The 12,492-nt window shown below is 45.0% G+C and carries 10 protein-coding genes; 8 read left to right on the top strand and 2 right to left on the bottom strand.

Translation table 11 applies throughout. The features are described 5' to 3' along the window. Window positions 1-22 precede the first annotated feature (22 nt). Together mobC and NU08_RS10280 are read left to right on the top strand one after the other, a co-directional pair. Window positions 23-2,008 carry a conjugal transfer protein MobC gene (gene mobC / locus NU08_RS10285; RefSeq protein WP_129747032.1) on the top strand — a complete coding sequence of 662 codons (1,986 nt, stop codon included), beginning with the start codon at window positions 23-25 and terminating at the stop codon, window positions 2,006-2,008. Between the two features lie 176 nt (window positions 2,009-2,184). Then, complete coding sequence (locus NU08_RS10280; protein ID WP_113678669.1) at window positions 2,185-2,415, top strand: DUF6965 family protein; 231 nt, start codon at window positions 2,185-2,187, stop codon at window positions 2,413-2,415. Between the two features lie 39 nt (window positions 2,416-2,454). On the opposite strand, the gene NU08_RS22315 is transcribed toward NU08_RS10280, so the two are convergent. Next, window positions 2,455-2,595 (bottom strand): hypothetical protein, encoded by a 141-nt coding sequence (locus tag NU08_RS22315; RefSeq protein WP_162789385.1) that lies wholly within the window; start codon window positions 2,593-2,595, stop codon window positions 2,455-2,457. 298 nt (window positions 2,596-2,893) lie between these two features. Beyond that, window positions 2,894-3,343, bottom strand: a complete 450-nt coding sequence (locus tag NU08_RS10275) for a response regulator (RefSeq protein WP_129747031.1) — start codon at window positions 3,341-3,343, stop codon at window positions 2,894-2,896. Between the two features lie 431 nt (window positions 3,344-3,774). On the opposite strand from NU08_RS10275, the gene dinB reads away from it, so the two are divergent. The 6 genes from dinB (at window position 3,775) to NU08_RS10245 (ending at window position 12,421) form a co-directional block, all read left to right on the top strand. Continuing rightward, the gene (gene dinB, locus NU08_RS10270) at window positions 3,775-4,956 is read left to right on the top strand and encodes a DNA polymerase IV (protein WP_207214067.1); all 1,182 of its coding nucleotides are present in this window, start codon (window positions 3,775-3,777) and stop codon (window positions 4,954-4,956) included. Window positions 4,957-4,959: 3 nt separating this feature from the next. Beyond that, window positions 4,960-8,016, top strand: a complete 3,057-nt coding sequence (locus tag NU08_RS10265; RefSeq protein WP_129747029.1) for a DNA polymerase III subunit alpha — start codon at window positions 4,960-4,962, stop codon at window positions 8,014-8,016. A 57-nt stretch (window positions 8,017-8,073) separates the two neighbouring features. Further along, on the top strand, window positions 8,074-8,694 hold the full coding sequence (locus NU08_RS10260; protein WP_129747028.1) for an alpha-ketoglutarate-dependent dioxygenase AlkB family protein: 621 nt from the start codon (window positions 8,074-8,076) through the stop codon (window positions 8,692-8,694). Between the two features lie 188 nt (window positions 8,695-8,882). Further along, a complete protein-coding gene (locus NU08_RS10255; protein WP_129747027.1) occupies window positions 8,883-9,188 on the top strand; it encodes a DUF3606 domain-containing protein in 306 nt (101 codons plus the stop codon). A gap of 155 nt (window positions 9,189-9,343) precedes the next feature. After that, a complete protein-coding gene (locus NU08_RS10250) occupies window positions 9,344-9,595 on the top strand; it encodes a hypothetical protein (RefSeq protein WP_129747026.1) in 252 nt (83 codons plus the stop codon). Between the two features lie 474 nt (window positions 9,596-10,069). Further along, window positions 10,070-12,421, top strand: a complete 2,352-nt coding sequence (locus NU08_RS10245) for an ATP-dependent helicase (RefSeq protein WP_129747025.1) — start codon at window positions 10,070-10,072, stop codon at window positions 12,419-12,421. Window positions 12,422-12,492 lie beyond the last annotated feature (71 nt).

Below are 12,492 nucleotides of genomic sequence, written 5' to 3'. Positions count from 1 at the left end.
AATAATTCTAAATCAGCAAAACATGCAGACGGGAGAAAATGAACAGGCGCTGAGAAAGATTCTGGATATGACAAGACTAATAGCTATTGTGCTTTTAGGCCTGCACTTCTATTATTATGGATATGCCATTTTTAAAGAATGGAACCTTGCATTTACCTTCAGCGATAAACTGCTGGGAAATGTGTTTCATACTGGATTATTTGACAGCTTTCATACCTCAAAACTGCTTTCCCTTATTTTTCTCTTCATTTCGCTTTTGGGTGCAAAGGGCAGAAAAAATGAAAAGCTGACCTTTAGAGGCGCAGTTTACTATCTTGCTTTAGGCTTGCTGTTATACTTTAGCAGTTACTTCATATTAATTGCATTTACTGATTTTGTCTGGTATATCATTATCACTTCAGCAGGATTTCTCCTGATCTTATCAGGCGGCACGCTCCTATCACGTCTGATACAGAGAAAGCTCAATTCCAAAGATATTTTTAATAAGGAGAATGAGACTTTCCCGCAGGAAGAACGGCTGCTGGAAAATGAATACTCCATCAATCTTCCTGCCCAATATTATCTGAAGAACAAGCTTCGCAAAAGCTGGATTAATATAATAAACCCTTTTAGAAGCATACTGGTTGCGGGTACGCCCGGTTCTGGCAAATCCTACTTTGTAATCCGCCATATCATCACCCAGCATATCAGGAAAAAGTTCAGTATGTTCGTGTATGATTTTAAGTTTGATGACCTAACCATTATTGCATGGAATACCTGGAAGAAATTCAAACATCTTTATAATATTGAGCCAAAATTCTACATTATTAATTTTGATGATCTGAGCCGCTCGCACCGCTGCAATCCCCTTGATCCGAAATCTATGAACGATATCACCGATGCCGCCGAATCAGCACGTACCATTCTCTTGGGGCTGAACAGGGAATGGATCAAAAAGCAGGGTGATTTTTTTGTGGAATCTCCCATTAATTTCCTTAGTGCTGTTATCTGGTACCTGCGAAGATATAATGATGGTGAATTCTGTACACTCCCGCATGTAATTGAACTCATGCAGGCGGATTATGACAGCCTTTTTACCCTGCTGCGTACTGAAAAGGAAATTGAAGTGCTCATCAATCCATTTGTCAGCGCCTATCTCAATGATGTGATGGAGCAGCTTGAAGGACAAATAGCTTCTGCAAAAATTTCAATGGCAAGGCTCTCCTCCGCCCAGTTGTATTATGTGCTATCTGGAAATGATTTCACATTGGATATCAATAATCCTTTGGAACCTAAAATAGTATGTATGGGAAACAATCCACAGAAAGTACAGACCTATGGAGCAGTTCTTTCTTTGTTTGTCAGCAGGCTTATCAAACAGGTTAACCAGAAAGGAAAATTGAAAAGCAGTTTGGTTTTCGACGAATTCCCGACTATTTACCTCAATAATATGGACAGTCTTATTGCCACCGCCAGGAGCAATAAAGTAAGCACTTGCCTGGGCATTCAGGACTTCAGCCAGCTGCGTAAGGATTACGGGCGAGAGCAGGCAGATGTAATACTGAACATTACAGGAAATATCATAAGCGGACAGGTCACTGGTGATACTGCAAAACAGCTGTCGGAGCGATTTGGCAAAATAATGCAGGATCGTGAAAGCCTTTCCATCAACAGCTCTGATACTTCCATCAGCAGGTCCAAACAGCTGGAATCCGCAGTTCCCGCTTCTACCATTTCCACATTAAGCTCTGGAGAATTTGTGGGCATTGTTGCAGATGATCCGGACTGCAGGATAGATCTCAAAGCGTTTCATTGCGATATCATAAATGACCATGAAGCGCTTAAAAAAGAACAGGATTCTTTTGAAGATATCACTCCTGTAAGAACCATCAACAGGACAATGGTAGAGCGTAATTACCTTCAGGTAAAACAGGACATCTCAGAACTTATAGATTCAGAACTTCAGCGTATGTTTCATAATCCCTCTCTAGTCCACCTGATAATAAAAAAACAAAAAACTCAGACATGATTTACTCCATTTTAAATTATCTTGCGTGGAATTTCAAAAAGTTCATTTATCTCAATGGCGGCAATTCTGTGGCGCTCAGTCTGCTGTAGAAAATCGTCGCTGAAACTTTAAAGATATTACAGTCATAATAGGGTCTACATCTTGACAGACTTCTGCTTTTTGGCTAATTTTGCGTCATGAATCCCGAAGAAATTAAACGATATTTTGACAATACGCCGCCTCCTTTACAGGTGGATTGGAAGCCTTGGGCAAAGATTACCGATTCCCAGCTATTTTTGAAAAGCTGCTATACAGGGATCAGGACTTTTAACGGCCCTTTGGAAATGTGCCCCGCCTGGTGGCATCTTAAAGATTTTTATCTCCTTATCAAGCGCACTGCTCCGGAAGAACAGAAGACGGAAGTATAAAGTTTGTTTTTTTAGTTTTGTGAGCGTCAGTTAAATGCTTTAGACGATTTGTGTAATCAGCAGGACTGCTATAAAAGAAAGTATTGAAAAAACCATTGCATTGATGATCATGCTTTTTCTTTTTACTGAATCCTGCGCTTTCTCTATTTCACTTGTTCTTTTCTTTTCGTGCGTTTTCATAATATGATATTTTAAATTATTTGAATAAGCGCAAAATTATTACGCAAGGCAGAGAAGCATTTACAGGTTTGCCTTTCCATTTATCATAATTCGAATTTCATTTAAGGAGAGCTTATGATTTTCTGATCGCAGAATTTAATGAGAAGTTTGAATTCTCTATTTTCTTTGTTTCGGTTGGTTGAATCAAAAAAGAGTACGGAAATAGGTTAAACTTTGGATGCAATGGATTCTCAGATTGATCTGTGATTTTCCGAAAGATAAAGTTTTTTGTTTCCTAAGTATAATGCGGATGTACTGCTTAGGCAAGCAGGAATCTGTTGCTGCTTTTTTGGATGCTGCTCCAGTCAATCTCAAATACTTTTTGGAGCAGGTCCTTCAGCCCCTGAAAACTGCTGGGTTTCACAGCGTACAAATCAGTGCCGAGTTTATGGCAGAGCTCGATATTGTCAGCGTTTTTGCTCGTGGAGAGCATTATGATCTTGACTTCTTTCAGGGCATCTTCCCTGCTGCGGATTTCCGCAAGGCAGTCAAATCCATTTTTGATGGGCATATTGATATCCAGGAAGATCATATCAGGCAGGCGGTCTGCGGTCTTCTCAAGGGTATTGAGCAGTTCCTGCCCGTCGCAGGCAGCCTTTACGGCAGCAGGCAGATTCAAATCCTCGACAGCATCCAAAAACAGCATTCTGTCGTCTTCATCGTCGTCAGCTATCAATATGACTTTATGGGGATCGTGGAGTTTTGACATGGCCTATATTTTTTGCAGTACAGAAGACAAGAGTCTAAGAATCTGCAAAAGTCTATATAAAAATATAAGTCTTTGTAAATCGATAAACGGTTGAATTATATCCGTGGAGCGGTTGATAGCTTGTAAATGTACGAATTTTACTCAAATAAATACCATAGCAGGCGCAATAATTGAGCTTTTTCAAACGATCTGCCGATTCCATTGAATAAAAAACAAAAACAGCACACAATAATCTTCAAATAAGCACAAGCTTTTCTTTGATTATCCTCTCTTCTGAAAATTCTGAATAAAGCCACTTATGCATCAAAAAGCTGTTTTTTGGATGCCCTGAAAAATAAGGATTTTTGAATTTTGTTATTATTTAGAACATTTAATTTTTAAAAATTGTTGCTACCTGTACTAATTTTGACAAGTATAAAATGATCAAGATTATGAACCGGGCTATTGTACACATTGACATGAACACCTTTTTCGTATCCTGCGAAAGGCTTACCAATTCTGAGCTTAACGGCATTCCGCTAATTATCGGCGGGGGCGAAAGGGGTGTTGTGGCTTCCTGCTCCTATGAGGCGCGGCGTTTCGGGGTGCGCTCGGCCATGCCGATCCAGATGGCGCTCAGGCTGTGCCCGCAGGCCAAAGTCATGAAAGGCGATATGGAACTCTATTCAAGGCTTTCACATGATGTGACCGAAATCATTCAGGAAAAAGCCCCTGTGGTGGAGAAAGCATCTATCGACGAATTTTATCTGGACATTACCGGAATGGACAAATTCTACGGCAGCTACAAATGGACCGATGAGCTGGCCCGCCGCATCACAAAGGAAACGGGACTGCCCCTCACCTTTGCCCTTTCAATCAATAAAACGGTATCCAAGATTGGAACCGGTGAAGGAAAGCAGAAGCAAAACTTGGAGATCCCCGAACATTTAGTGCAGTCATTTCTAAACCCGCTCTCGGTGCGCAAAATACCGATGGTGGGCGACAAGACCTTCCAGCTGCTCTCCCGCATCGGGATACGCACCATCAAAACCCTATCGGAAATGCCCGCCGAGGCTCTGCAGCGCATGATCGGACAGAACGGAATCGAACTCTGGAAGAAAGCAAACGGCATTGACAATAATCCCGTTGAGCCCTACACGGAGAGAAAGTCTATTTCCACCGAACATACTTTCTCCCAGGATACAATTGATATCGATAAACTGGGAAGGGTTATCCTGGGGATGGTCGAGAAGCTTTCCTATCAGCTGCGCTCCGAGCAGTGGCTGACCTCGACTGTAACGGTCAAGATCAGGTATGCCAATTTTGATACCGAAACGAGGCAGTGTAGGGTCCAGTATACCTCGGCTGACCACATATTGACCCAGACCGCAATGGATCTTTTTGACAAGCTCTACCAGCGCCGTATGCGCCTGCGCCTTATCGGCGTGCGTTTCAGCGGACTGGTGCGCGGAACCTACCAGATTGACCTCTTCAATGATACCGAAGAAATGCTGGCGCTCTACCAGGCCATGGACCGGATGAAAAACCGTTACGGTTTTGATGCGGTGATGCGGTGCGCCGGGGCTTCATTTAAGCCCAATACCAAAGACGAAATTCTAAAACGCAAAAAATAAATCATGTATCTCAACTGCCATTCCTTCCACTCCCTGCGTTATGGCACCATACCGCTTGAGGACCTGATATCCAAGGCAGCAGACTTAGGTGTGAGGGCTATGGCACTCACTGATATCAATACGGTTACAGGAATCTATGATTTCATAAAGGGATGCCAGGCTGCGGGCATCAAGCCAGTTGTCGGAATGGAATTCCGCTCAGGACATAAGCTGCGCTATATCGGGCTGGCAAAAAATGCGGCGGGACTTGCCGAGATGAACCGTTTTCTGACCCGCCATAATTTTGAGAATACCCCGCTTCCTTTGTCTGCTCCCGACTTTGAAAATGTTTTTGTGATCTATCCTTTGGAGAATGTGCCCCCCGTTCTAAAGGAACATGAATTCATCGGCCTGCGTCCCGAACAGCGCCCGACATTGGTGCTGGGCGGCTGGAAGACCAAAATAGATAAAATGGTAGTGCTCCAGCCTGTTACCTTCCGAACCAAAACGGAATTCAAACTGCATAAGATACTGCGGGCTGTTGACCTGAACGTAATTCTTTCACGCCTTTCTGCATCAGATCACTGCAGGCAGACAGAGGTTATGGTGGATATGGAGAGGATCCTAAAATGTTATGAAGACTATCCGCAGATCATTTCCAATACGGAAATGATTATTGAACAGTGCAATTTTGAGTTTGATTTCAAAACGCCTAAAAACAAGAAATACTATACAAACAATAAAAAGGACGACTTGCAGCTTCTGACCACCCTTGCCCAGCAGGGGCTGGAATGGCGCTATGGAAAAAACAATGCAGAGGCTAAATCAAGGATGTTCCGGGAGCTAAAGGTAATTGACCAGCTGGAATTCAGTGGCTATTTCCTCATCACATGGGATATCATCCGTTTCAGCAATTCCCAGGGGTTTCTGCATATAGGACGCGGAAGCGGCGCCAACAGCATCATCGCCTACTGCCTTGGCATCACCGATATCTGTCCTCTGGAGCTGGATCTGTACTTTGAGCGTTTTCTGAACCTGAACCGCAAAAGCCCTCCGGATTTTGATATCGACTGGAGCTGGAAGGAACGCGACGTGATCCTTGAATATATCTTTTCCCGCTATGGCTATGAGCATGTGGCTTTCTGCGGCACCAATGTGGAATTCAAATACCGCTCCATATTCCGTGAGGTCGGCAAGGTTTTCGGGCTTCCAAAGGAAGAACTGGATGCGCTGGCCAAAAACCCGATGACCCTGCATCCCGCCAATGAAGTGGTCCGCGAAGTGCAGCAGTACGGCATGATGCTGGAGAAATACCCCAACCAGAGAAGCATGCATTCATGTGGCATCCTGATTTCCGAGGAGCCCATCACCAATTATTCCGTGCTGGAGATGCCTCCCAAGGGCTTTCCTATAGTGCTTTTTGATATGCATACGGCGGAAGATATCGGGCTTGAAAAGTTTGATATCCTGAGCCAGCGCGGAATCGGACATATTGACGACAGCGTTAGGCTGATTGAGAAAAACCAGGGAATACGGCTCAATATACGTGACACCACGATTTCAAAGGATGAGAAAAGCTGCAACAGCTATCTGTCAATGGGAAAGACCATAGGCTGTTTTTATATCGAGAGCCCTGCCATGCGCGGGCTGCTTCGCCGCCTGAAATGCGACAACTACAAAACCCTTGTGGCAGCCTCCTCCATCATCCGTCCCGGAGTGGCGCAGTCGGGAATGATGAAGGAATACATCTTCAGGCACAATCATCCCGACAGGTTTGAATATTTCCATCCGGTATTCGAAGAGCAGCTCGGGGAAACCTACGGCATTATGGTCTATCAGGAAGATGTGATCAAAATTGCCCTGCATTACGGCGGGCTTCCGGCTGCCGACGGGGATATCCTGCGCCGTGCCATGTCGGGAAAAGGACGTTCAAAGGCCGCCCTGCAGAAGGTAAAGGACAACTTCTTTGCATCCTGCGCGGCGCAGGGGCATCCCATGGCGCTGAGCCAGGAAATCTACCGCCAGATCGAGTCCTTTGCAGGCTATTCCTTCTGCAAGGCACACTCTGCCTCCTATGCCGTTGAAAGCTACCAGAGCCTGTATCTGAAGGTGCATTATCCCATCGAGTTTATGGTAGCGGTGATCAACAATCAGGGAGGCTTCTACCGCACCGAAGTATATGTGCATGAAGCGAAGATGTCGGGAGCCGCAGTGCACAATCCCTGTGTGAACAGAAGCGAATTTGAAACCACCTTATACGGATCTGATGTATATCTGGGTTTCATGCACCTGCAGAGCCTTGAATCCAAAACAGCCCTTCTGATCCAGCAGGAAAGGGAAAGAAACGGGCTTTACAAGTCGCTGGAGGATTTCATCAACCGCATACCCATTGGAATAGAAGCCATACAGATCCTGATTTTCATCGGCGCATTCCGCTTCACGGGAAAAACAAAAAACCAGCTGCTGGTCATTGCCCGTCTGATCCTGGTGAACTTCAAGCCCGAGAACCGCAGCCCGATGCTGCTTCAGGAGCCTGTTAAGGAATTTGTGCTTCCCCAGCTGGATCGCTCCGCTTTTGAAGATGCCTTTGATGAGATCGAGCTGCTGGGCTTTCCGGTCTCCTGCTCCCCCTTTGACCTGCTCCAGACCCCTTTCAGGGGCAATGTGATGGCAAAAGACCTATTGGACCATCATAAAAGACAGGTGCGTATGCTGGCCTATCTGATCTCTCGCAAGCATGTGCCCACCAAGATGGGCGCCATGTATTTCGGGACCTGGATAGATGCTGAAGGGCAGCTTTTTGATACTGCGCATTTTACCGACAGCCTGGCGTCGTACCCTTTCCAGGGAGGCGGATGCTACCTGCTGCTGGGCAGTGTTGAGGTGGATTACCATTTTCCGACCATAACGGTCACAAAGATGGCCAAGATGCCCTTTATACCCGATCCCCGCTATGAGCATGAGAACGACTGGAAATACAGGACGCAGCAGAAAATACGCGAAGATGTGAGCATGACCCACCGTGCGCCGTATCCGCAGGAACATGAAATCAATATTCCAAGGCTCAAAATGGGCAATTGACAGGCTTCTTCCGGCTTTACGATGGCAGCCTGAGTATGAACTAAAAAAATAAAAAAGATGATGCTTTTTGATGATACCGAAATTTTTTCATCGGGTAATGGCGGCAGAAGAATATTTGACGTCCCCGATGCCGACCTGCTGCTGATTGATAATTTTTTCAGCAAAGCCGAATCCGATCATTATTACAATGTTTTATACCATGGCACCCAGTGGAGGGAATATGAAATGCCGATGTACGACAAGGTGGTCACGGCTCCGCGCATGATCTCATGGTATGGGGATTCGGGCAGGCCCGAGCGCAGATCCAATCCCGACTGGCCCTTGGAGCTGCTCCAGATCAGGCAGCGTGTGGAAAAGGAAACCCGCATAAACTTTAACGCCGTGCTGCTGAATCTCTACAGGGACGGCACTGACGGCGTGGGATGGCACAGCGACAAGACTTCATCGAGCAACAAGGACATGAACATCGCTTCTGTGACTTTCGGGGAAACGCGCCTGTTCCGCCTGCGCCATAAAACGCTCAAACATATTGCGCCGATAGAAATCCCGCTGCACCACGGGACCTTTCTGCTCATGGCAGGCCATACCAATACCCATTGGGAGCATCAGGTTCCCAAGACCGCCCGTCCTGTCCTGCCAAGGATCAACCTTACCTTCCGTCAGGTCAGGGAAGTCTAACGTTTTTTTTTTATTATTTATATATCAGCGCTCTTATTTTTCCATTTTTACTGCCATTGATCCATTGCTTTAGATACAGATTATAAATCATTGAATATCATAGCAATCCTATAATATTCCTGTTTTATAATATAACAGCATTGGGTCTGCCCACAGTAACTTTGGATAAACCATTAAAATTAAGAATCATGGAAAATATAAACAGAACAGGGCAAGAGGATAATGCCCATATCGATATCTCCGATCAAAACGAAATACAGCTGTGGGCAGAAAAGCTCAATGTGCCTGAGGAAATCTTAAAAGATGCCGTTAGGGCTGCCGGCACAACGGTAGAGGAAGTTGTGGAACATATCAGCGAGAATCCCCCTTCAAGGGAAAGCGCATCGGAATCGGTCCGCTTGAAAGACGGCCCGTGGCATGATGATGCCCATTATAATCCCCAAGAGAAAAGCATTGAAGAGGCAACGGACCCTTCAAAATTATCACAGCTTTAAGCTTTTAAAAAAGCAGTATATATTGATTTATAGTTTCATTTTTCCTTTAATTATCGATATTAAAGTTTTACACTAGTAATAATACATTAAAATACTACAAATCAAAAAATTGAATGCTTTGCCAAATTTTAATATGACACTAAAAAAAGAAGATCATGTCTAGAGAAAATCAGAATAGATACGATCAGGATGAACGTACCTATCACGCAGCAGATGATTCCATAAATTCAGAACTTTTGGAGAAAAAAGATCCGGCCATCAACCAGCACGAGAATGATACCACCGGAATTCACAGCGATGCTTCAGAACACGCCAATCCACGTCCGGATGAGCGTAACCCCGATGCTGACAGAAGAACCCTTGACGAAGAAAAAGCAGTTGAGGATGACGATGAATTGATTCCTTGAGTTTTGACTGCTGTTTAGGCTAAAGGGGTTTTTACGCCCTGTGACGGATATAAAACTATTTTTTGAACTAGGATCAGACTTATCATAAATAAGTAGCGCAAATCGCATGGAAATGGCTTAAGAGAACAGGATCAAACCGATTGGAAATCTTAAGCATGAAATAAGATCTTGAAGATAGCTTAGCGGCCTTATCGGTTGCAGGTTCCCTTCAGGATTTTTATTATGCCTTATCTTTCCCTCGATCCTCTTTCTGCATGCTGCAAGGGTCTATATAATAAACAGACAGTTTAGATAAAACAACATAAAATCCATTATATAAATGTTTTACAAAAGTATATCTATGGGTTTCACACAAAAACACAATTCTATTTAAGCCTTCGGTACGGCTTGGAAATAATTGCCTAAATTTGCATAACAGGTATTGGTCTGCCTGTCTTGAAATCAACAAGACCAAAAAAATTATTGCTGCAGAAAATGAACGACCCGATTCTAGAAAACCTTAATCCCAGCCAGCTTCAGGCCGTGAAGACCACAGAAGGATACGTGCGTGTTATTGCGGGTGCGGGATCTGGGAAAACAAAAGCCCTTACCTCTCGCTTTGCCTACATTGTGGACAGGCTTGGGATAAACTCCTCCAACATACTCTGCGTTACCTTTACCAACAAGGCCGCCCAGGAAATGAAAAGACGTGTCAAGGCGCTTATCGGAGATACCTATGACCTGGCTTTCATCACCACCTATCATGGCTTCTGCGTAAGGTTCCTGCGTGAGGAGATCAACAAAATACATTATCCGAAGAACTTTATCATACTGGACGCCGAAGATCAGAAAAGCATACTGCGCGATATTTTCAGCGAGCTGCAGATCAATTCCAAACACCTGACCTTCAAACAGGTGCTGCGCTTTATATCCAAGCAGAAAAGCACTTCAAATTACCTGGGCTATATCCTTGAAAACAAAGGCTTTGAACCGGATGAAAGCGATTCGCTCTCCAGCCGTATCTTCCAGATTTATCTGGACAAGCTCAAACGCAACTATGCCTTGGATTTTGATGATCTGATCCATTTCACGGCTTTTATTCTGGACACCAACCCCGATGTGCTTTTGAAATGGCAGGAAAACCTGCATTATATTCAGGTGGATGAGGCGCAGGACAGCTCCGAGAACCAGTTCCATCTGGTGGAAATGCTCTCGCGCCTGCACCAGAACCTTTTCCTTGTCGGGGATCCAGACCAGACCATCTACGAATGGCGCGGTGCCAAGCCCGAATATCTGGTGGAGTTTGACAGCATGTTCCCCGATACGCAGACCATTATCATGAACCGCAATTACCGCTCCACGCCGAACATCCTGAAGATCGGGAACCACATCATCAAGAACAATACGGTAAGGGTGGATAAGGACATGGTCACCGACAAGCCTCAAGGATTTGAAGTGGTGCACTTTCACGGAAAGAATGACTTTGAGGAGAGCCGGTGGATAGCCGCTGAAATCAAGGAGATACTGCAGGCTGAGCAGGCTTCGTATTCTGATATAACCATACTGTACCGCTCCAACCATCTTTCCAGAAATATTGAGCAGGCGCTGATCAAGGACAATATTCCCTACGCCATTTTTGGGGGCATCCGTTTCTTTGAAAGAAAAGAGATCAAGGACGTACTCTCCCTTTTAAGGCTTATCGTACAGGGGGACAATTTCTCTTTCCTGCGCATGCACAACCATCCTTCAAGAGGACTGGGCAAAAAATTCCTTGAAAGGCTCAGCCTTCTGGCAGGCGAACAGAACCTATCGCTCCTGCAGGCACTCGAAAACAATATAACAGACAAGGAACTGGCAAAAAAAGGCGCTGTTGAATTTCTGGGGCTGATTGCAGAACTGCGCGAAACAGCCAAAACGAAATCCATATCGGACCTTGTGAAGATCATACTCGATAAAAGCGGGCTTTCCGAGCTCTACCGCAAAGACGGTGACGAGGACAGGCTGGAGAACATCAAGGAGCTTGTCAATTCCATGCTGCTGCTCGAAAAGGAAAACAACGCTCCTGTGGACATCATCGAATACCTGCAGGAAGTATCGCTGTATACCGATCTGGATGCCGATACCGACAATCAGGACAAGGTCAAACTGATGACCATACACATTTCCAAAGGGCTTGAATTCCCTTATGTCTTCCTATGCGGTTTCACGGAGGGCGTGCTGCCGAGCGCACTGTCGGTCAAGGAAAGAAGGGCGCGTGCCATTGAAGAAGAAAGAAGGCTCATGTATGTGGCCGTCACACGCGCCGAAAAACGCTTCTACATGACCGATTCCGAAGGCTTTAATTTTACCACGGGACTCAATAAATATCCTTCAAGGTTTCTTTTTGAAATCAAGGAGGAATTCTATGTCCGAAAAGGGGTGCTCTCCCAGCAGATCATAGAAAACAGCCGAAACAGCCTGGGCGCTGCTCAGCCTTCGGAAAACACCGCTTTCCGCGAAGGCGATATGGTCCTGCATCCGATCTGGAATAAAGGAAGAATACAGACGGTGAATCTGGAGAAAAAGGAATATCTGGTGGATTTTTTCGATATTGGAAAAGTAAAGCCCATCGATTTCGGCTTCAGGCATCTGACCGCCTTTTCCGAGGACAGCGGGGATTCAGAAGGGCCGAAGGAACTTCTGGAACTTGCCGAGCATCTGAAAACAGCTCCTGACCCTTTTGGGCAGGACCCTGCACTGCAAACGAAGGACAATCCGGAATTTTCCCCCGATGCTATTTTTGATGCGGAGCCGGATGAAAATACTCAAAAAGACAAAAAGGATGCAAAAAAGTGGTGGAAACTTTGAGAAACCTTAAGATTCGTTTTTATTTATTTTTAGCTTATTTGTTATCTTTTAGCTTCTCTGTTTATTTTTAG

This window comes from Flavobacterium anhuiense (assembly GCF_004151235.1).
GTDB lineage: Bacteria > Bacteroidota > Bacteroidia > Flavobacteriales > Flavobacteriaceae > Flavobacterium > Flavobacterium anhuiense_A.
The sequence above is the reverse complement of the archived record's forward strand: the minus strand, read 5'-3'. Positions and strand labels throughout refer to the sequence as shown.